Source organism: Pseudomonas fluorescens, assembly GCF_000730425.1.
Classification (GTDB): domain Bacteria; phylum Pseudomonadota; class Gammaproteobacteria; order Pseudomonadales; family Pseudomonadaceae; genus Aquipseudomonas; species Aquipseudomonas fluorescens_X.
Genome location: NZ_CP008896.1, coordinates 2,690,875 through 2,711,400, shown reverse-complemented (window position 1 = coordinate 2,711,400; position 20,526 = coordinate 2,690,875). Strand labels below are relative to the sequence as shown.

19 protein-coding genes and 1 other RNA gene are annotated in these 20,526 nt (G+C 61.1%); 16 read left to right on the top strand and 4 right to left on the bottom strand.

Going from position 1 to position 20,526, the window contains the following annotated elements:
• Positions 1–130 precede the first annotated feature (130 nt).
• Together HZ99_RS11900 and HZ99_RS11895 are read left to right on the top strand one after the other, a co-directional pair.
• Positions 131–775: an MBL fold metallo-hydrolase gene (locus HZ99_RS11900; protein ID WP_038443286.1), complete on the top strand. Its 645-nt coding sequence runs from the start codon at positions 131–133 to the stop codon at positions 773–775.
• A 166-nt stretch (positions 776–941) separates the two neighbouring features.
• The gene (locus HZ99_RS11895) at positions 942–1,703 is read left to right on the top strand and encodes an OmpA family protein (RefSeq protein WP_029297808.1); all 762 of its coding nucleotides are present in this window, start codon (positions 942–944) and stop codon (positions 1,701–1,703) included.
• 68 nt (positions 1,704–1,771) lie between these two features.
• Here the strand turns inward: HZ99_RS11895 and HZ99_RS11890 are convergent, their stop codons facing one another.
• The 4 genes from HZ99_RS11890 to HZ99_RS11875 form a co-directional block, all read right to left on the bottom strand.
• Entirely contained in the window at positions 1,772–2,353 is a 582-nt protein-coding gene (locus HZ99_RS11890; RefSeq protein WP_038443284.1) for a BON domain-containing protein, read from the bottom strand.
• Positions 2,350–2,943 (bottom strand): phosphoheptose isomerase, encoded by a 594-nt coding sequence (locus HZ99_RS11885; protein WP_003171862.1) that lies wholly within the window; start codon positions 2,941–2,943, stop codon positions 2,350–2,352. Before HZ99_RS11885 ends, HZ99_RS11890 begins: the two co-directional genes overlap by 4 nt.
• Before the next feature lie 104 nt (positions 2,944–3,047).
• A complete protein-coding gene (locus tag HZ99_RS11880; protein WP_038443283.1) occupies positions 3,048–3,419 on the bottom strand; it encodes a YraN family protein in 372 nt (123 codons plus the stop codon).
• Positions 3,419–5,230: a penicillin-binding protein activator gene (locus HZ99_RS11875; RefSeq protein WP_038443282.1), complete on the bottom strand. Its 1,812-nt coding sequence runs from the start codon at positions 5,228–5,230 to the stop codon at positions 3,419–3,421. Before HZ99_RS11875 ends, HZ99_RS11880 begins: the two co-directional genes overlap by 1 nt.
• Positions 5,231–5,449: 219 nt before the next feature.
• On the opposite strand from HZ99_RS11875, the gene rsmI reads away from it, so the two are divergent.
• The 14 genes from rsmI (at position 5,450) to HZ99_RS11810 (ending at position 20,522) form a co-directional block, all read left to right on the top strand.
• Positions 5,450–6,322, top strand: a complete 873-nt coding sequence (gene rsmI / locus HZ99_RS11870; RefSeq protein WP_038443280.1) for a 16S rRNA (cytidine(1402)-2'-O)-methyltransferase — start codon at positions 5,450–5,452, stop codon at positions 6,320–6,322.
• 95 nt (positions 6,323–6,417) lie between these two features.
• An RNA gene (rnpB, locus tag HZ99_RS27460) (RNase P RNA component class A) lies at positions 6,418–6,771 on the top strand.
• 354 nt (positions 6,772–7,125) lie between these two features.
• Positions 7,126–7,581: a division/cell wall cluster transcriptional repressor MraZ gene (mraZ, locus tag HZ99_RS11865; RefSeq protein WP_003171868.1), complete on the top strand. Its 456-nt coding sequence runs from the start codon at positions 7,126–7,128 to the stop codon at positions 7,579–7,581.
• Positions 7,578–8,525, top strand: a complete 948-nt coding sequence (gene rsmH, locus HZ99_RS11860) for a 16S rRNA (cytosine(1402)-N(4))-methyltransferase RsmH (protein WP_038443278.1) — start codon at positions 7,578–7,580, stop codon at positions 8,523–8,525. The genes mraZ and rsmH overlap by 4 nt, the downstream gene beginning before the upstream one ends.
• Positions 8,522–8,815 (top strand): cell division protein FtsL, encoded by a 294-nt coding sequence (gene ftsL / locus HZ99_RS11855; RefSeq protein WP_038443277.1) that lies wholly within the window; start codon positions 8,522–8,524, stop codon positions 8,813–8,815. The genes rsmH and ftsL overlap by 4 nt, the downstream gene beginning before the upstream one ends.
• Positions 8,815–10,557 carry a peptidoglycan D,D-transpeptidase FtsI family protein gene (locus HZ99_RS11850; RefSeq protein ID WP_181883264.1) on the top strand — a complete coding sequence of 581 codons (1,743 nt, stop codon included), beginning with the start codon at positions 8,815–8,817 and terminating at the stop codon, positions 10,555–10,557. Before ftsL ends, HZ99_RS11850 begins: the two co-directional genes overlap by 1 nt.
• Complete coding sequence (locus HZ99_RS11845; protein WP_038443274.1) at positions 10,557–12,020, top strand: UDP-N-acetylmuramoyl-L-alanyl-D-glutamate--2,6-diaminopimelate ligase; 1,464 nt, start codon at positions 10,557–10,559, stop codon at positions 12,018–12,020. Before HZ99_RS11850 ends, HZ99_RS11845 begins: the two co-directional genes overlap by 1 nt.
• Positions 12,013–13,383 carry a UDP-N-acetylmuramoyl-tripeptide--D-alanyl-D-alanine ligase gene (locus tag HZ99_RS11840; protein WP_038443272.1) on the top strand — a complete coding sequence of 457 codons (1,371 nt, stop codon included), beginning with the start codon at positions 12,013–12,015 and terminating at the stop codon, positions 13,381–13,383. The genes HZ99_RS11845 and HZ99_RS11840 overlap by 8 nt, the downstream gene beginning before the upstream one ends.
• Entirely contained in the window at positions 13,383–14,465 is a 1,083-nt protein-coding gene (gene mraY, locus HZ99_RS11835) for a phospho-N-acetylmuramoyl-pentapeptide-transferase (protein ID WP_038443271.1), read from the top strand. The genes HZ99_RS11840 and mraY overlap by 1 nt, the downstream gene beginning before the upstream one ends.
• Before the next feature lie 6 nt (positions 14,466–14,471).
• Positions 14,472–15,818 (top strand): UDP-N-acetylmuramoyl-L-alanine--D-glutamate ligase, encoded by a 1,347-nt coding sequence (murD, locus tag HZ99_RS11830; RefSeq protein ID WP_038443269.1) that lies wholly within the window; start codon positions 14,472–14,474, stop codon positions 15,816–15,818.
• On the top strand, positions 15,815–17,038 hold the full coding sequence (ftsW, locus tag HZ99_RS11825) for a putative lipid II flippase FtsW (protein WP_038443267.1): 1,224 nt from the start codon (positions 15,815–15,817) through the stop codon (positions 17,036–17,038). Before murD ends, ftsW begins: the two co-directional genes overlap by 4 nt.
• Positions 17,028–18,098 carry an undecaprenyldiphospho-muramoylpentapeptide beta-N-acetylglucosaminyltransferase gene (murG, locus tag HZ99_RS11820; RefSeq protein WP_038443265.1) on the top strand — a complete coding sequence of 357 codons (1,071 nt, stop codon included), beginning with the start codon at positions 17,028–17,030 and terminating at the stop codon, positions 18,096–18,098. The genes ftsW and murG overlap by 11 nt, the downstream gene beginning before the upstream one ends.
• Positions 18,091–19,542 (top strand): UDP-N-acetylmuramate--L-alanine ligase, encoded by a 1,452-nt coding sequence (murC, locus tag HZ99_RS11815; protein ID WP_038443263.1) that lies wholly within the window; start codon positions 18,091–18,093, stop codon positions 19,540–19,542. Before murG ends, murC begins: the two co-directional genes overlap by 8 nt.
• Complete coding sequence (locus tag HZ99_RS11810; RefSeq protein ID WP_038443261.1) at positions 19,539–20,522, top strand: D-alanine--D-alanine ligase; 984 nt, start codon at positions 19,539–19,541, stop codon at positions 20,520–20,522. The genes murC and HZ99_RS11810 overlap by 4 nt, the downstream gene beginning before the upstream one ends.
• Positions 20,523–20,526 lie beyond the last annotated feature (4 nt).

The following is a 20,526-nucleotide window of genomic DNA, read 5'->3' as shown; positions in this document are numbered from 1 at the left end:
CAGCGAACATCGTCAACGATAACGCGGGGAGCCTGATACCCCGCGTTGCTCTCGGGTTCTTCGTCGGCAAGCCGGCTCCTGCAGTGGCCCGGGTGAAAAAATTTGACCAACCGTTAGCAAGGACTCCGTGATGCAAGCCACAACCCCCCGACTGATCCGCGAAACCTTCCCCGTCGGCCCTTTGCAGTGCAATTGCACGATCATCGGCGACCCGGTCAGCAAGAAGGCCATTGTGGTCGATCCGGGCGGCAACCATGAACTGATCCTGGCGCGCCTCGACGCACTGGGCTTGAAGGTGGTGAGTATCATCCACACCCATGCGCACCTGGATCACTTCCTGGCTTCCGGCCAGTTGAAAGAGAAGACCGGCGCCACGCTGCATCTGCACAAGGAAGATCAGTTCCTGTGGGATAACCTGGAAATGCAATGCCAGATGTTCGGCGTGCCCTACACCCCGGTGCCGTCGCCGGATCGCTGGTTGGCCGATGATGAAGAGTTGGCCTGCGGCTGTGGGGTGGCGTTGCACACGCCAGGGCATACGCCGGGCTCCATGAGTTTCTGGTTTGCCGATGCCAAGCTGCTGGTCGCCGGGGATACCTTGTTCCGGCGCGGGGTAGGGCGTACAGATTTGTGGGGCGGAGACCAGGCGACCATCGTACGTTCGATCCAGCAGCGCCTGTATACCCTGGACGAAGACGCGACCGTGGTAACGGGGCACGGGCCGGATACACGCCTGGGGGATGAAATGCGTGAAAATCCGTTTGTCAGGGCGTGAGGTGGTGAGCTTCTGCTAGGGTTTAGGTGGGTGCAGCGGCCTCCACCTTTTGTTACAGGGTAGAGGCCCGCTACGGAATTTTTGCCGTTTGTCGCGTTCCAAAGTCGGCACAGGTCCATTGCCAATGTCCTCTGCATCACAGAATGCAAAAGTAGGAGCTTCCTTCATGTTCACTTCGCGTCGTCTGCTTGTTGTTGCTACCGCGGTAGCCCTATTGTCGGGCTGTGCTTCCCCTAATCCTTACGATGGCAGCCAGGGACAGGCGGACAACGGCTCGCAAGGCATGAGCAAAACTGCCAAGTACGGCGGCCTCGGTGCGCTGGCGGGGGCGTTGGCCGGTGCGGCCATTGACCACAACAACCGTGGCAAGGGCGCGCTGATCGGCGCCGCAGTGGCCGGTATCGGTGCTGCGGGTTATGGCTATTACGCTGACCAGCAGGAAAAGAAACTGCGTGAAAGCATGGCCAATACCGGTGTCGAGGTGCAGCGCCAGGGTGATCAGATCAAGTTGATCATGCCGGGTAATATTACGTTTGCCACCAACTCCGATGCTATCGCCAGCAGCTTCTACACCCCGTTGAATAACCTGGCTGGGTCGCTCAAGCAATTCAACCAAAACACCATCCAGATCGTCGGCTACACCGACAGCACCGGCAGCCGCCAGCTCAATATGGACCTGTCCCAGCGTCGTGCGCAAAGTGTGGCCAATTACCTGACGTCCCAAGGTGTCAGCCCGACCAACCTGACCACCCGTGGTGCCGGCCCGGATAATCCGATTGCCAGCAACGCTGACGTCAATGGTCGTGCGCAGAATCGTCGTGTAGAGGTCAACCTCGGCCCGATCCCGGGCCAGCAGTACGGCCAGCCTGCGCAGCAACAGCAACAGAACAATCAGTTCCAGGGCAATCCGTACCAGCAGTACCAGTAACCATCAGCCAATAAAAAGGGCGCCGTGCAGTCAATGCACGGCGCCCTTTTTTGTGGCTGGCGATCAGATCAGTCGATGTATTCGAACAGTTTTACAATCTTCTGTACCCCGGACACACCTTGCACCAGGTTGGTCGCGCGGGTGGCTTCCTGTTGGGTCAACAGGCCCATCAGGTAGACAATGCCGTTATCGGTCACGACCTTGATCCGCGAACCGGGAATCGCGCTGTCGGTGAGCATCTGCGCCTTGATCTTGGTGGTCAGTACGGCGTCATTGCTGATTGCCAGCAGGGTGATCGGCTGAGCGACTTGCAGTTCGTTGTGGACCTTCTTCACCCGTTGCACAGTCGAGGCAGCCTGTTCGGCCTGGGTCTTGAGGTCGGCGCGTGGGGTTTGCCCAGCGAGCAGTACGATACCGTTGAAGCTGGTCACGACAATACGTGATGCACCGTTGCCCAGGTCGGGAGCGGCCTTGGCGACGTTGACGCCGACCTTGGTTTCGATCAGTGAGTCATCGATCTTGCTGCCAAAGGTACGCGTGCCCCGGTCGTCCTGGATAGGTGTGTCGCGGGTCGCGGTGATGGCCGAGGTGCAGCCGCTGATACCGAGGCACAGCGTGATGGCCAATAGGCTGAGACGGTTAACGGTCATTCTTCACTCCCGAACAGTTGGCTGTCGATCAGGTCGCACAGGCAGTGGATCGTCAGCAGATGGACTTCCTGAATACGTGCGGTGACATTGGCCGGGACGCGGATCTCCACGTCTTCGGGCAGCAGCAGCGAGGCCATGCCGCCGCCGTCGCGCCCGGTCAATGCTACGACAATCATTTCGCGATCATGTGCGGCCTGGATCGCTTGAATAATGTTCGCCGAGTTGCCGCTGGTGGAAATAGCCAGCAGTACATCGCCCGGTTGGCCGAGGGCACGGATTTGTTTGGAAAAAATTTCGTTGTAGCTGTAGTCGTTGGCGATCGAGGTGATCGTCGACGAGTCGGTGGTCAAGGCGATAGCCGGCAGGCTCGGCCGCTCGCGCTCGAAGCGGTTGAGCAGCTCTGAGGAAAAGTGCTGGGCATCGCCGGCCGAACCACCGTTGCCGCACGAAAGCATTTTGCCTTCGTTGAGCAGGGCGTTGACCATGACCTGGCTGGCTTGCTCGATGTGCGGTGCAAGTACGTCCATCGCCTGTTGCTTGGTATCGATACTGGCCTGGAAAAGCTGGCGAATTCGGGATTGCATGTCCATCAGTGTGACCTTAAGTAGCGCGGCTGTATGGCACACGAATGTGCAGCCCGCAAAGCAAAGAGCAAAAGTGTGCGGTGAAGATGTCCGATCTGCCTCGGTGGTGCTCAGCCGTCGAAGGCGTTGCGCAGCCAGTTCAGACCGGCGGTTCCGTGGGCGGTGCTTTCTATGGCAACCACATCGAAACGGCAGGGGGCGTCAGCCCAGCGACGTTCACTGAGCAGGAAAAACTGCGCGGCGAGTATCAGCTTTTGGCGTTTGCGCTCGTCGATACTGGCGAGCGCGCCTCCCCATTGTGCGTTTTTTCGGTAGCGGACTTCGACAAATACTACTGTATCGCCGTCAAGCATGACCAGATCAAGCTCGCCGCGTTTACACAACCAGTTCTGTGTCAGCAGGCACAGACCCTGTTCTTGCAAGTGTTCAAGTGCTTGTTGTTCGGCATCCTTGCCGCTTTGTGCGCTGGAGCGTGGGGGCATCAGCGCGGGGTATCAGGCAGGCGTTCGATCTGGCCACTGACGAACTTCGCCCATGGCAACTGGCGTTCGATCCGCTGGCTCTGGCTCATCCCCAGGTTGCCGGACAGGCCGTCAATACGGGTATCTGGCAACGCCTTGAGCTGACCCAGGCGCGGTGCCAGGCGGTAGGCGTCGACGCCCATTGCATAGAGGCGGCCCAGGCTGCCATTGGCTTGTGGCCATTGTGCAGTGACCTGGTTACGCAGTGGGTCGGTGGTGTTGAGCAGCCACGGCGTTTCGCAGAACAGAATGCCGTTCATGTCGTTGTACTGGTTCTTGTCGCCACTGGCACTGAACACATGGGAGGTGGCATATACCGGCACATCGCCCGCGTACTGGAAGTTCAGCGTCGGCTTGATCTGCTGGGCCTGCTGCGGCGTTACAGCGAGGAAGATGAACTCGATATCCTGGCGACGCGATGGCTGTGCCGCAACATCAGCCCCCACCGTGCTTTGCAGGCTCTTGGCGCGACCTTCGCTCTGGCGCAGCTTGAACAGATCGGCGATCTGCTGGGCCAGTGCGACGGGTTGGTCAACATGTTCGACCCCGATCAAGGTGCCGCCATTGGCTTCCCAGTCCTGGCGGAAGGCTTTGAGCACGCGATCGCCCCATTCGCCCTTGGGCACCATGGCCGCGGCGCGGTGCAGGCCATCGGCGCGGGCGCGACGCGACACTTCGCGGGCTTCGTCCTCGGCAGCCAGTCCGAACTGGAACAGTTGGGCTGGACCTTGCTCACCTTCGCTGTAGTTCAGGGCCAGGGTGGTGATGGGCAACTGCGGGCGCGCGCTGAGTTGCTTGACCAGCGGCTTTTCCAGCGGACCGATCACCAGTTGCACGCCGTCCGCCTGGGCCTTCTTGTAGAACTCATCGATGGAACTGACTCGCGAGCTGTCATAGACCTCGATGAGCGGCGGATTCTGCCCGGCCTGTTGCGCCTGATAGTGCGCGGCCATGAAGCCTTCGCGCAAAGCCTTGGCCACGCTGGCGAGCGGGCCTTGTTGTGGCAACAGCAGTGCGATCTTGTTCAGCGGCTGGCTCGCCAGCTCCTTGAGCTTGGTCAGCGGCAGGGGCAGTTGCACCGCGGCTGGGTGCGCCGGGTTCTGCACCCGCCAGGTGTCGATGGCGGCTTGCTGCTGCTCCAGGGTGCCGGCATTTTTCACGGCTTGGGCCAGGCTGATCCAGCCATCGAGGATCGGGTTGCCGCTGGCCTGCAACTGCTCGCCAGGCACGGCGGCAATCAGGCTCCAGATGGCTTCGTGGTTGCTGGCGGCTGCATCGCCCGTCAGCAGCGGGGCCATGGCCACGCGTTCGCGGGCAGCGGCCAGGGTCTGGCCGTCGGCTTCATAGGCGCGGGCATGCACGGTGCCGGTGCGGACCTGTTGCTCCGGTGGCAGCTCCTTGAGGTTTTGCAGGCTAGGGTGGTCCAGTGCCGTCAACGCCGCCTTGGGTTGGTTGCGGGTCATGGCCAGTTCCGCAGCCAGGGTGCTGGCAAAGACCTGGGCGGCCGGCTTGAGGCTATCCAGAGGCACTTGCGCGAGAATCTGCGCGGAGCGGCCTGGGTTGTTCTGGTGAAAGGCCATGTCAGCCGCGCTCAGGCGCAGCAGTGCAGCTTTTTCCGGGGTCTTGGCCGAAGTCGCCTGTTCGAGCAGTTGCTCGATCGTGGCATCCGGGGTCCGTGGGAGTTCGCCAAGGCTTGACGAGGGCGAGCTTGCGCAAGCCGCCAACAGGGCAGCCAGGCAAAGGGCAGAGAACAGCCGCAGGCAAGCGATCATGTAAGTGTTCCTGATACCGATCAAATTAGCGTGGAATTGTACCCAAGCACTGGCCGGGGCGCGATGTTAGTGGCGTGAAACCGTCTATTTAGATCGTTTAAATGTTGCAGGGCGTCAGTAACCGCCGCAAACAGACCCAATGGACACTACCCCGATGACGCATTTTCTTGACGTCTACGCGCTACAATATGGCTTTTGCCAATCATCGAGGTGTGCGCTTTGACTGCTCCAGGTCCTTTGAATTCCACTGCTGGCTCGCTTTTTGTGGTGGCGACGCCCATTGGCAACCTGGACGACATCAGCGCGCGGGCGTTGAAAGTGTTGCGTGAAGCCAAGTTGATTGCGGCCGAGGACACCCGGCATTCGCTGCGTCTGATGCAGCACTTTGGTATCGCCACGCCCTTGGCGGCTTGCCATGAACACAACGAACGGGACGAGGGCAGCCGCTTTATTACCCGCCTGCTGGCGGGCGACGATATCGCGTTGATCTCCGACGCCGGCACTCCGCTGATCTCCGATCCTGGCTACCATTTGGTCCGTCAGGCGCGTGCTGCCGGTATTAATGTAGTCCCGGTTCCGGGGGCGTGCGCGTTGATTGCGGCCTTGTCGGCGGCAGGTCTGCCGTCCGATCGCTTTATCTTCGAAGGTTTCCTGCCAGCCAAGGCCGTGGGGCGCCGGGCGCGCCTGGCGTTGTTAAAGGAAGAACCGCGCACTCTGATCTTCTACGAAGCCCCGCACCGTATCCTTGAGTGCCTGCAAGACATGGAGCTGGTCTTCGGTGGCCAGCGCCTGGCGCTGCTGGCACGGGAACTGACCAAGACCTTTGAAACCCTCAAGGGCCTGCCGTTGGAAGAGCTGCGCGCCTTTGTCGAGGGCGACAGCAATCAGCAGCGTGGCGAGTGCGTGGTGCTGGTGGCGGGCTGGACTGCGCCGGAAAGTGAAGATGCCGTGGGTGGTGAAGCTATGCGCGTGCTGGATCTGTTGCTCAAGGAAATGCCACTCAAGCGTGCCGCGGCCCTGGCCGCAGAGATCACCGGTGTGCGCAAGAATGTGTTGTATCAGGCTGCACTGGATAAGCAAAAGAGCGAATAGTTCCTGGGTTTAACGTGCACGACGTCGGAGCATGATGGCAATGCTGTCTTTTAATACTTGTTCTAAGGCCGCCGTGCCGTTAACCTTCGCGGCGGAGAGTCGATTGGACAGTCGCTGCCCTCTATGAAAATTAGGGGGGGGAGGAAAGTCCGGGCTCCATAGGGCGAAGTGCCAGGTAATGCCTGGGGGGCGTGAGCCTACGGAAAGTGCCACAGAAAATAACCGCCTAAGCACTTCGGTGCCGGTAAGGGTGAAAAGGTGCGGTAAGAGCGCACCGCACGACTGGTAACAGTTCGTGGCTAGGTAAACCCCACTTGGAGCAAGACCAAATAGGGTTCCAAGGCGTGGCCCGCGCTGGAACCGGGTAGGTTGCTAAAGATGTCCAGTGATGGCCATCGTAGACGAATGACTGTTCAAGACAGAACCCGGCTTATAGATCGACTCTCCACCTTTTTCCTTCTGCGCGAGTCTCGGGTAGAAACCAGGTAGTAACGCAAGAATCCCTCCCTGCCAAATCATTGGCAGATGCGTCTTCGTAATACCAAAAAAATCTTACTCTTAATAAATTACTTTAAGTTCAAGCTCTAGCTCTTTGAGCTATTTGAGGTTGTTGAGTCAAAAACATCGCCGAACTCTCGTTTCTCCTCCTTTTGCGCTCCTAAATCTCCGTTCTGTAAGGCTTTTCCTTTAATCCGCGCCTTGACGGTGTGGTGGGCGCATTCCTATAGTGTGCGCAAGTGGCGGAAAGTGGCACAAAGTGGGTTTTTTGAACGTAAAACGCTAAAATTTGGAGAAGCGCATCTGTGTTTCGCGGAGCTAACGCTATCAGTCTCGATGCAAAAGGCCGTCTCGCTATGCCGAGCCGGTATCGTGACGAGCTCATTTCGCGAAGTTCAGGCCAGTTAATCATCACGATTGATGCTGTTGATCCATGTTTGTGTGTTTACCCCCTCGATGAGTGGGAGTTGATTGAAACCAAGTTGCGCGCACTGCCTTCGTTGCGTGAAGAAAACCGTCGCCTGCAACGTTTGCTGATTGGTAATGCCGTCGATCTCGAACTCGATGGCAGCGGTCGTTTCCTGGTTCCACCGCGTCTGCGCGAATACGCCAAGCTCGATAAGCGCGCGATGCTGGTAGGCCAACTGAACAAGTTCCAATTGTGGGACGAAGATGCCTGGGATGCTGTTTCTGCAGCTGACCTGGCTGCTATTCAACAACCGGGCGCCATGCCTGATGAACTGCGTGATTTGATCCTGTGACTATTGATAGCGGCTTTAACCACATCACCGTGCTGCTTGACGAAGCCGTCGAGGCTCTCGCCGTGCGCCCTGATGGCTGCTATCTGGATGGCACGTTCGGGCGCGGCGGGCATAGCCGGTTGATCCTCAGCCAGCTCGGCCCGGAGGGCAAGCTCCTCGGGTTCGATAAAGATCCCCAGGCGATTGCCACCGGGCAAGCGCTAGCGGCCGAAGACGGCCGCTTTGTCGTTGTGCAGCGCAGCTTTGCCGAGCTGGGTGCGGAAGTTGCCGAGCGAGGCATGGCGGGCAAGGTGGCTGGGGTGTTGCTGGACCTGGGCGTGTCGTCACCGCAATTGGACGACCCCGAGCGCGGTTTCAGTTTCATGAATGATGGCCCGCTGGACATGCGCATGGACCCGAGCCGTGGCATCAGCGCCGCGCAGTTCATCGCCACCGCGCCCCACGAAGAAATCACCCGCGTCTTCAAGGAATACGGCGAAGAGCGCTTCGCCGGTCGCATGGCGCGTGCCGTAGTCGAGCGCCGGGAAATCCAGCCGTTCGAGCGCACTGCCGACCTGGCCGAAGTGCTGAAGGTCGCCAACCCTGCCTGGGAGAAGGGCAAGAACCCGGCGACCCGTGCATTCCAGGGCCTGCGCATTCACGTCAACAACGAACTGGGTGACCTGGAGGCTGGCCTTGAGGCCGCCCTTGAGTCCCTGGAAGTGGGGGGGCGCCTGGTGGTGATCAGCTTCCATTCCCTGGAAGACCGCATCGTCAAACTGTTCATGCGTCGCCTGGTCAAGGGTGAAACCGACAACCTGCCGCGTAACCTGCCGGTACGTTTCGAGGCCTTTGTGCCGAAAATCAAAGTCCATGGCAAAGCGCAGTTCGCTTCCGAAGCCGAACTCAAGGCCAACCCACGTGCTCGCAGTGCCGTCATGCGTGTTGCGGAGAAGCTGCGGTGAGCAAGCTATTCGCCAAGCCCCTTCCGGGCGGTAGCTTCTTCATGATGCTGCTGTATGTCGGCGTGCTGGTGTCCGCGATTGCGGTGTCCTACAGCGCCCACTGGAACCGTCAGTTGCTCAATAGCCTTTACGGCGAGTTGAGCGTGCGCGACAAGGCGCTGGCGGAGTGGGGACGGTTGACGCTGGAACAAAGCACCTGGACGGCCCACAGCCGGATCGAAGTGCTGGCCACCGAACAACTGAAGATGCACATTCCTGGCGCAGCAGAAGTTCGCATGGTGGCGCCATGATGAAACTCGAAGGCGCTCTCTACCCATGGCGCTTCCGCGTCGTGCTGGGCTTGCTCGCATTGATGGTGGGCGCGATTGCCTGGCGCATCATTGACCTGCAAGTGGTAGATCGCGACTTCCTGATCGGCCAGGGCGATGCCCGCAGCCTGCGGCATATCCCGATTCCTGCGCATCGCGGCCTGATCACCGACCGTAACGGCGAACCCCTGGCTGTCAGTACGCCGGTGACCACCCTGTGGGCCAATGCCAAGGAACTGCAAGTGGCCAAGGACAAGTGGACCGAGTTGGCCCACGCTCTCGGGCAGGATCCCAAGGCGCTCAAGGAACGCCTTGAAGCCCAGGCCAATAAAGAATTCATCTATCTGGTACGCGGCCTCACCCCTGAGCAGGGGCAAGGCGTGCTCGACCTGAAAATCCCCGGTGTCTACGGCATCGAGGAGTTCCGGCGTTTCTACCCGGCCGGCGAAACCACAGCCCATATGGTTGGCTTCACCGACATTGATGATCATGGCCGCGAAGGGGTGGAGCTTGCCTACGACGAATGGCTGGCCGGGGTTCCCGGCAAGCGTCAGGTCATCAAGGACCGGCGCGGCAGATTGATCAAGGATGTCCAGGTCACCAAAAACGCCAAGGCCGGTAAGCCCTTGGCGTTGTCGATTGACCTGCGCCTGCAGTACCTGGCCAACCGCGAGCTGCGCAACGCGATCATCGAGAACGGCGCCAAAGCCGGCAGCCTGGTGATCATGGACGTGAAGACCGGCGAGATCCTCGCCATGGTCAACCAGCCGACCTACAACCCGAACAACCGTCGCAACCTGCAACCGGCGATGATGCGTAACCGCGCGATGATCGACGTGTTCGAGCCGGGTTCGACCATGAAAGCCATTTCCATGAGCGCGGCCCTGGAGTCCGGGCGCTGGAAGCCTACCGACAAGGTCGAGGTCTATCCAGGCACCCTGCAGTTGGGCAAATACACCATTCGCGACGTATCCCGCAGTGAAGGCCCGGTGCTGGACCTGACCGGCATCCTGATCAACTCCAGTAACGTGGGCATGAGTAAAGTCGCCTTTGATATCGGCGGCGAAGCCATCTACCACCTGGCGCAAAAAATCGGCCTGGGCCAGCCTACCGGCCTGGACTTCCCGGGCGAACGTGTCGGTAACCTGCCCAACTACCGCGAGTGGCGCAAGGCAGAGACCGCGACCCTGTCCTACGGCTATGGCCTGTCGGTGACCGCGATCCAGCTGGCCCACGCCTTCTCCGTGCTGGCCAATAATGGCCGCATGGTGCCGCTAAGCCTGATCCATGTCGACGAGGCGCCGAAGGCCGAACAGGTCATCCCGGAAAACGTCGCCAAGACCATGCAGACCATGCTGCAACAAGTGATCGAGGCGCCACGTGGCGTGTTCCGTGCCCAGGTGCCGGCCTATCACGTGGCCGGCAAGTCCGGTACTGCGCGTAAGACGTCGGTGGGCACCAAAGGTTATGCCGAAAACTCCTACCGCTCGCTGTTCGCCGGCTTCGGCCCGATGAGTGATCCGCGCTACGCCATCGTTGTTGTCATCGATGAGCCGAGCAAGGCCGGTTACTTCGGTGGCCTGGTCTCGGCACCCGTATTCAGCAAAGTCATGTCTGGCACCCTGCGTTTGATGAACATCACGCCGGATAACCTGCCGCCGACCCAACAAGCCAACGCCGGACCACCGGCTGCAGTTGTAAAAGCCAATGGAGGGCGCGGCTGATGTCTCTTAGCCTGAACAAGATTTTCGCCCACGCTGGCCGCGACCTGTTGATTCGCGAACTGAGTTTGGACAGCCGCCATGTACGTGCCGGCGACCTGTTCCTGGCCGTGCCGGGCGGCAAGCTCGATGGCCGTGCCCATATCGCCGACGCCTTGCAGCGCGGCGCAGCGGCTGTGGCTTATGAGGTGGAAGGCGCCACCGTATTGCCGATCACCGATGTGCCGTTGATTCCGGTCAAGGGCCTGGCAGCGCAGCTGTCGGATATCGCCGGGCGCTTTTATGGCGACCCGAGCCGCCAGCTCAACCTGATTGGCGTCACCGGTACCAACGGCAAGACCAGCGTTACCCAATTGGTGGCCCAGGCGCTGGACCTGCTGGGTCAGCACTGCGGTATCGTCGGTACCCTGGGCACCGGTTTCTACGGCGCGCTGCAAAGCGGCTTGCACACCACGCCAAACCCGATTGCCGTGCAGGCGACCCTGGCCGACTTGAAAAAGGCCGGGGCCAAGGCCGTCGCCATGGAGGTGTCGTCCCACGGTCTGGACCAGGGGCGGGTGAGCGCCCTGGCGTTTGACGTGGCAGTGATGACCAACCTGTCCCGCGATCACCTGGACTACCACGGCAGTATGGAGGCGTACGCCGCCGCCAAGGCCAAGCTGTTTGCCTGGACCGACCTGAAATGCCGGGTGGTGAACCTGGACGATGCATTCGGTCGCCAACTGGCCGCAGAAAAAAGCGAATCGCGCCTGATCAGCTACAGCCTGGAAGATTCCAGCGCCTACCTGTATTGCCGCGAAGCCCAGTTCAACGATGAGGGTGTGCGCGCCACGCTGGTGACGCCTCAAGGCGAACACCATTTGCGCAGCACCTTGCTCGGTCGCTTCAACCTGAGCAACGTACTGGCGGCCGTCGGTGCCTTGCTGGGCCTGGACTACGCACTGGATGAAATCCTGCGCGTGCTGCCCAAGCTCGAAGGCCCGGCTGGGCGCATGCAGCGCCTGGGTGGCGGGACGCAGCCGCTGGTGGTGGTCGACTATGCCCATACCCCGGATGCCCTGGAGAAGGTGCTCGTAGCTCTTCGTCCCCACGCCAAGGGTAAGTTGCTGTGCCTGTTCGGCTGCGGCGGCGATCGTGATCGCGGCAAGCGCCCGCTGATGGCCGAGATCGTCGAGCGCCTGGCCGACGGCGTGCTGGTCACCGACGACAATCCGCGCAGCGAAGCACCGAGCCAGATTTTCGACGATATTCGCGCAGGCTTCAAAGACGCCTCCCTGGTGACCTTTGTTGCCGGGCGTGGCACGGCCATTGCCCAATTGATCGCCAGCGCCGGTGCTGATGATGTGGTAGTCCTGGCCGGCAAAGGCCATGAGGACTATCAGGAAATCAACGGCGAGCGCCATGCCTTCTCAGATCTGGTCGAGGCCGATCACGCGTTGACTGCATGGGAGGTGGCCCATGCTTAAGGCCATGAAGTTCAGTGAGCTGACCCAGGCCTTGTCGGCCCGTGTGTTGTCGAGTGATTGCAGCTTCGACGGCGTCAGTATCGACAGTCGCAACATCAAGCCGGGGCAACTGTTTATCGCCCTGGCCGGCCCGCGTTTCGATGGGCATGACTATTTGAATGAGGTGGCCGCCAAAGGCGCAGTCGGTGCCCTTGTGCAGCGTGAAGTCGCGGACTCGACACTGGCGCAGTTGCTGGTGGCCGACACCCGCCTGGCCCTTGGTCAATTGGGTGCGCTGAACCGTGCCGCGTTCAGCAACCCGGTTGCCGCGATCACCGGCTCCAGTGGCAAGACCACGGTCAAGGAACTGCTCGCCGGTATCCTGCGTACGCGCGGGCCGGTGCTGGCGACCCGTGGCAACCTCAACAATGATTTCGGCGCACCGCTGACCCTGCTGGAACTGGCCCCGGAACATACCGCCGCTGTCATCGAGCTGGGCGCTTCACGCATTGGTGAAATTGCCTACACCGTGGCCCTGACCCGGCCGCATGTCGCCATTATCAATAATGCCGGTACCGCCCATGTTGGCGAGTTTGGCGGCCCCGAAAAGATCGTCCAGGCCAAGGGTGAAATCCTTGAGGGCCTGGACGCCTCCGGTACCGCGGTACTGAACCTCGATGACAAAGCCTTCGAAACCTGGCGTGTGCGTGCTGCCGGGCGCAAGGTCCTGACCTTCGCCATGCACAATGCGGCCGCTGACTTCCATGCCTCGAATATCTGCGTCGACGCCCGCGGCTGCCCGGCCTTCACCCTGCACAGCCCGCAAGGTAACGAGCACGTCCAACTGAACCTGCTGGGTCACCATAACGTTGGCAACGCCCTGGCCGCTGCGGCTGCCGCTTACGCCCTGGGTGTGTCGCCGTTCGGCATTGCCACCGGCCTTGGCGCAGTGCAGCCGGTCAAGGGGCGTACCGTGGCGCAACTGGCGACCAACGGCATGCGCGTGATTGACGACACCTACAACGCCAACCAATCCTCGGTCTGCGCTGCCGTTGACCTGCTTAAAGGCTTCGACGGTCGCAAGGTGCTGGTGCTGGGTGATATCGCCGAACTGGGCGAGTGGGCCGAACAGTCTCACCGTGAAGTCGGAGCCTACGCCAGTGGCAAAGTTGATGCCCTCTACGCTGTTGGTCCGAACATGGCCCATGCGGTCGCCGCGTTCGGCGCGGGCGCGCGGCATTTTACGACCCAGGCTGAATTGATCCAGGCGCTGGGTGCGGCCGAACAAGACAAACACACAACTATTTTGATCAAGGGATCGCGCAGCGCGGTGATGGAAAACGTCGTCGCGGCCTTGTGTGGCTCAAGTACGGAGAAACATTAATGCTGCTGCTGCTGGCTGAGTATCTGCAACAGTTCCACAAAGGCTTCGCGGTCTTTCAGTACCTGACCCTGCGCGGGATCCTGGGGGTGTTGACCGCGCTGTGTTTGTCGCTGTTTCTGGGACCATGGATGATCCGTACTCTGCAAAGCCTGCAGATCGGCCAGTCCGTGCGCAATGACGGCCCGCAGTCGCACCTGTCCAAGTCCGGTACGCCGACCATGGGGGGCGCGTTGATCCTGTCGTCTATCGGCATCAGCACCTTGCTCTGGGCCGACCTGCATAACCGCTACGTCTGGGTCGTGCTGCTGGTGACCCTGCTGTTCGGTGCCATCGGTTGGGTCGATGACTACCGCAAGGTGATCGAGAAGAATTCCAAGGGCCTGCCCAGTCGCTGGAAATATTTCTGGCAATCGGTGTTCGGCCTGGGCGCGGCGATCTTCCTTTATGTGACTGCGCCAAGCGCGGTGGAAACTACTCTGATTTTCCCGATGCTCAAGGATGCCAGCATCCCGTTGGGCATTGGCTTCGTGGTGCTGACCTACTTCGTGATCGTCGGCTCCAGCAACGCGGTCAACCTGACCGACGGCCTTGATGGCCTGGCGATCATGCCGACGGTGATGGTGGGCGGCGCCCTGGGCATCTTCTGCTACCTGTCGGGTAACGTGAAATTCGCTGAATACCTGCTGATCCCTTATGTACCGGGCGCCGGTGAATTGATTGTGTTCTGCGGTGCGCTGATCGGTGCCGGGCTGGGCTTCCTGTGGTTCAACACCTATCCGGCCCAGGTCTTCATGGGGGACGTCGGCGCGCTGGCGCTGGGTGCGGCCCTGGGCACTATCGCCGTGATCGTGCGCCAGGAAATCGTCCTGTTCATCATGGGCGGTGTGTTCGTGATGGAGACCCTGTCGGTGGTGATCCAGGTTGCATCCTTCAAGTTGACCGGCCGCCGCGTGTTTCGCATGGCGCCGATTCATCACCACTTTGAACTCAAGGGCTGGCCGGAGCCGCGGGTGATCGTCCGTTTCTGGATCATCACCGTGATTCTTGTGCTGGTTGGCCTTGCCACCCTGAAACTGAGGTAGAAACGAGTGTCCCTGATCGCTTCAGACCACTTCCGCATCGTTGTCGGCCTCGGCAAGAGCGGCATGTCCCTGGTTCGCTTCCTGGCGAACCGGGGCACGTCGTTTGCCGTGGCCGATACGCGGGAAAATCCACCGGAGCTGGTCACGCTGCGCCGTGACTACCCGCACGTGGAAGTGCGTTGTGGCGAGTTGGATGTCGAGTTCCTGTGCCGTGCAGACGAACTCTACGTGAGTCCTGGCCTGGCCCTGGCGACCCCGGCACTGCAGGCGGCAGCGGCGCGTGGCGTGAAGTTGTCCGGCGATATCGAGCTGTTTGCGCGCAACGCCAAGGCGCCCATCGTGGCGATCAGCGGCTCCAATGCCAAGAGCACCGTCACCACCCTGGTTGGCGAAATGGCAGCGGCAGCCGGCAAGCGCGTGGCCGTGGGCGGCAACCTCGGTACGCCGGCGCTTGACCTGCTCAGCGACGGGATCGAGCTGTACGTCATGGAGTTGTCGAGCTTCCAACTGGAAACCACCGATCAACTCGGTGCCGAAGTGGCCACCGTGCTGAATGTCAGCGAAGACCATATGGACCGCTACAGCGGCCTGCCGGCTTATCACCTGGCCAAGCACCGGATTTTCCGTGGTGCGCGGCAAGTGGTGGTCAACCGCCAGGATGCCCTGAGCCGTCCGCTGATGGGCGAGGGCCTGCCATGCTGGACCTTCGGCTTGAGCAAACCTGACTTCAAGGCCTTTGGTATCCGTGAAGAGAACGGCGAGAAGTACCTGGCCTTCGAATTCCAGAACCTGATGCCGGTGCGTGAACTGAAAATCCGTGGCGCCCACAACCAGTCCAATGCCCTGGCGGCACTGGCGTTGGGGCATGCGGTCGGTTTGCCGTTCGACGCGATGCTGTCGAGCCTGCGCACCTTTGCCGGCCTCGAACACCGCTGCCAGTGGGTGCGCGATCTGGAGGGGGTGAGCTACTACAACGATTCCAAGGCCACCAATGTCGGTGCCGCACTCGCCGCCATTGAAGGCCTGGGCGCCGATATTGACGGCCAGTTGGTACTGATTGCCGGTGGCGATGGCAAGGGGGCCGATTTCAAGGACCTCAAGGGCCCGGTGGCTGCCCATTGCCGCGCTGTGGTGTTGATGGGCCGTGACAGCGACTTGATCGCCGCCGCTCTGGGGGACGGTGTGCCGCAAGTGCGCGCCATCTCCCTGGACGACGCCATCGCCCAATGCCGCGCCCTCGCCAAGCCTGGCGATGCTGTGCTGTTGTCGCCGGCGTGTGCCAGTTTCGACATGTTCAAGAACTACGAAGAGCGTGGCCAGTTGTTCGCTCGTGCCGTGGAGGGTTTGGCATGAGTCTGGACCTGAAGAACATCATCAAGCCGTACCCGTCGCCGATCATTACCGGGCGTGGGGTCGACCTCGACTTCCCGATGCTCGCCGGTTGCCTGGCGTTGCTGGGCCTGGGCCTGGTGATGATCACCTCGGCCTCTTCGGAAGTGGCCGCGGTACAGTCGGGCAACACCCTGTACCACATGATCCGCCACCTGATTTACCTGGTGATCGGCCTTGGTGCCTGCATCGTCACCATGATGATTCCTATCGCCACCTGGCAGCGCCTGGGCTGGCTGATGCTGATCGGCGCCTTCGGCCTGCTGGTGATGGTGATCGTTCCCGGCATCGGTCGCGAAGTGAATGGGTCCATGCGCTGGATCGGCTTTGGTGCCTTCAACGTGCAGCCTTCGGAAATTGCCAAGGTATTCGTGGTGATTTACCTGGCCGGCTACCTGGTGCGTCGCCAGAAAGAAGTTCGGGAAAGCTGGATGGGCTTCTTCAAGCCATTCATTGTGCTGCTGCCCATGGCTGGCCTGTTGCTGATGGAGCCTGACTTCGGCGCCACCGTGGTGATGATGGGCGCGGCCGCCGCGATGCTGTTCCTGGGTGGGGTGGGCTTGTTCCGCTTTGCCCTGATGGTCGGGCTGGCCGTCGCGGCCGTCACGATCCTGGTGCAGGCGCAACCCTACCGAATGGCGCGACTGATCACCTTTACCGACCCATGGTCCGACCAGTTCGGTTCCGGCTACCAGTTGACCCAGGCGCTGATCGCCTTTGGTCGCGGCGAGTGGCTGGGCGTGGGCCTGGGCAACAGCGTGCAGAAGCAGTTCTACCTGCCGGAAGCCCATACCGACTTCGTGTTCTCGGTACTTGCCGAAGAGTTGGGCGTGGTCGGTTCCCTGGCCACCGTCGGGCTGTTTGTGTTCGTCTGTGTGCGGGCCATGTACATCGGCCTGTGGGCCGAGAAAGCCAAGCAATTCTTTGCCGCCTATGTTGCGTACGGCCTGGCCTTCCTGTGGATCGGCCAGTTCCTGATCAATATCGGCGTGAACGTCGGCTTGCTGCCGACCAAGGGCCTGACCTTGCCATTCCTCAGCTATGGCGGCAGTTCGTTGGTGATCTGCTGTGCCTGTCTGGGCTTGTTGCTGCGTATCGAGTGGGAGAGTCGAACCCATTTGGGCAGCGAAGAAATGGAATTTAGCGAGAGTGATTTTGCCGAGGAGCCGACCCATGGGCGCTAACGTGCTGATCATGGCCGGCGGCACCGGCGGCCACGTGTTCCCGGCGCTGGCCTGTGCCCGTGAGTTCCAGGCCCGTGGCTACACCGTGCATTGGCTGGGTACGCCCCGTGGCATCGAAAATGAACTGGTCCCGGCTGCCGGTTTGCCCCTGCACCTGATCAACGTCAGCGGCCTGCGCGGCAAGAGCAAGCTGTCGCTGCTCAAGGCGCCGTTCGTGTTGCTCAAGGCCGTGTGGCAAGCGCGCAAGGTCATTGCTGAACTCAAGCCGGTATGCGTTCTGGGCTTTGGTGGCTATGTCACCGGTCCCGGTGGTGTGGCCGCGCGACTGGCTGGCGTGCCGGTGATCGTCCATGAACAGAATGCCGTGGCCGGCACCGCCAACCGCCTGTTGGCACCCTTGGCGGCACGGGTCTGCGAGGCGTTCCCGAACACATTTGCGGCCATGGACAAACGACGGACTACCGGCAACCCGGTGCGTACCGAACTGTTCATGGACATCGCCCGCCAGGCCCTGGCCGGGCGCAAGGCGCATCTGCTGATCCTGGGTGGAAGCCTGGGCGCCGAGCCGCTGAACAAATTGCTGCCCGAAGCCGTGGCGCAACTGCCAGTGGAGTTACGTCCCGAGATCTTCCATCAGGCTGGCAGGAACCACGATGAAGTGACTGCCGAGCGCTATCGCGAGGCCGGTGTCGAGGCGATCGTAGAGCCCTTTATCAAAGACATGGCCCATGCCTATGGCTGGGCCGACCTGGTGGTCTGTCGCGCAGGTGCGTTGACCGTCAGTGAACTGGCTGCCGCCGGTCTGCCGTCCTTGCTGGTGCCCTTGCCCCATGCGATCGACGATCACCAGACCCGCAACGCCGAATATTTGGCCGGGGAGGGCGCTGCCTTCCTGCTGCCGCAAAGAACGACTGGCGCCGCCGACCTGGCCGCACGCCTGACCGAGGTTTTGATGCAACCCGAACGACTGAACAGCATGGCGAGTACCGCAAGCCGCCTGGCCAAACCCGACGCAACCCGTAGCGTGGTCGATATCTGCCTGGAGGTGGCCCATGGTTGAGAATCAAAAAGCCATGCCGCAACCGGAAATGCGCCGTATCCGTCGCATCCACTTCGTCGGTATCGGCGGCGTGGGCATGTGCGGGATCGCCGAGGTGTTGCTGAACCTGGGTTACCAGGTCTCCGGCTCCGACCTCAAGACCTCGCCAGTCACCGAGCGCCTGGAATCGTTCGGCGCGCAGATCTTTATCGGCCACCGTGCCGAGAACGCCGCGCAAGCCGATGTACTGGTGGTCTCCAGCGCCGTGAACACCTCCAACCCGGAAGTGGCCACCGCCCTTGAGCGCCGCATTCCCGTGGTGCCCCGTGCCGAGATGCTGGCCGAGTTGATGCGCTACCGCCACGGCATCGCCGTCGCCGGTACCCACGGCAAGACCACCACCACCAGCCTGATCGCCTCGGTGTTCGCCGCCGGCGGCCTGGACCCGACCTTCGTGATCGGTGGCCGGCTGAATGCAGCAGGCACCAATGCACAACTGGGTACCAGCCGTTACCTGATCGCCGAAGCCGATGAAAGCGATGCCAGCTTCCTGCACCTGCAGCCACTGGTGGCCGTGGTCACCAACATCGACGCCGACCATATGGCGACCTACGACGGTGACTTCAACAAACTGAAGAAAACCTTCGTCGAGTTCCTGCACAACCTGCCGTTCTACGGGCTGGCCGTGCTGTGCCTGGACGATCCGGTAGTGCGGGAAATCCTGCCGCTGGTCAAGCGCCCGACCGTGACCTATGGCTTTAGCGAAGACGCCGATGTGCGCGCGATCAATGTTCGCCAGCAAGGTATGCAGACGTTTTTCACCGTGCTGCGCCCTGATCGCGAGCCGTTGGATGTGTCGGTGAACATGCCGGGCAACCACAATGTGCTCAACTCCCTGGCGACCATCTGCATTGCCACCGATGAGGGCGTCAGTGATGAAGCCATCGTCGAAGGCCTGTCAGGTTTTGCCGGTGTGGGCCGGCGCTTCCAGGTCTACGGCCACCTGCCGGTAGACGGCGGCGATGTGATGCTGGTGGACGACTATGGTCATCACCCGACCGAAGTCGCGGCCGTGATCAAGGCCGTGCGCGGTGGCTGGCCGGAGCGCCGACTGGTGATGGTCTACCAGCCGCACCGCTACAGTCGTACCCGCGACCTGTACGACGATTTCGTCAATGTATTGGCCGATGCCAACGTGTTGCTGCTGATGGAAGTCTACCCGGCCGGTGAAGAACCGATCCCCGGCGCCGACAGCCGCAAGCTGTGCAACAGCATTCGCCAGCGCGGGCAACTGGACCCGATCTATATCGAGCGTGGTGTCGACCTGGCGCCGGTCGTCAAGCCGCTGCTGCGTGCCGGCGACATCCTGCTGTGCCAGGGGGCCGGTGATATCGGCGGCCTTGCCCCTAAATTGCTGGCGAGTCCCCTGTTTGTAAAAGCTGCGGCCCAGGGGAAGTCGAAATGACCACTCAATACGGCTCCCTGTTCTCCACCATCGCGCCTGCTGACTTCGGCCGCGTGGCCGTGCTGTTCGGTGGCAAGAGTGCTGAGCGCGAAGTGTCGCTCAAGTCTGGCAATGCCGTACTTCAAGCGCTGCAAAGCGCTGGTGTGAACGCATTCGGCATCGACGTGGGCGACGACTTCCTCGCCCGCCTGCAGGCCGAGAAAATCGACCGTGCCTTCATCATCCTGCACGGCCGTGGCGGTGAAGACGGCAGCATGCAGGGCCTGCTGGAGTGCGCCGGCATTCCCTACACCGGTAGTGGCATCCTCGCCTCGGCCCTGGCCATGGACAAGTTGCGCACCAAGCAGGTGTGGCACAGCCTGGGAATTCCGACGCCACGTCATAGCGTTCTGTGCAGTGAAGACGATTGTATTTCTGCGGCCAAGGAACTGGGCCTGCCTTTGATCGTCAAACCAGCCCATGAAGGCTCCAGTATCGGCATGGCTAAAGTGAACTCGGCCGCCGAATTGATCGACGCATGGAAAGCGGCAAGTACCTACGACTCGCAAGTGCTGGTGGAACAGTGGATCCAGGGTCCCGAGTACACCATCGCCACCCTGCGTGGCCAGGTATTGCCACCCATCGCATTGGGCACCCCCCACACTTTTTACGACTACGACGCCAAGTACCTGGCTTCCGATACCCAGTACCGGATCCCATGCGGCCTCGATGCAACCAAAGAGCAGGAATTGATGGACCTCACGGCGAAAGCCTGTGAGGCGTTGGGTATCGCCGGTTGGGCGCGGGCAGACGTGATGCAGGACGAGCAGGGGAATTTCTGGTTCCTTGAAGTCAACACTGCACCGGGCATGACCGACCACAGCCTGGTCCCCATGGCTGCACGTGCAGCCGGCCTGGATTTCCAGCAGTTGGTGCTGGCGATTCTGGCGGCCAGCTATGTGGCCGGTAATGCCGCCGGTAATGAAGAGGCACGAGGTTAAGACC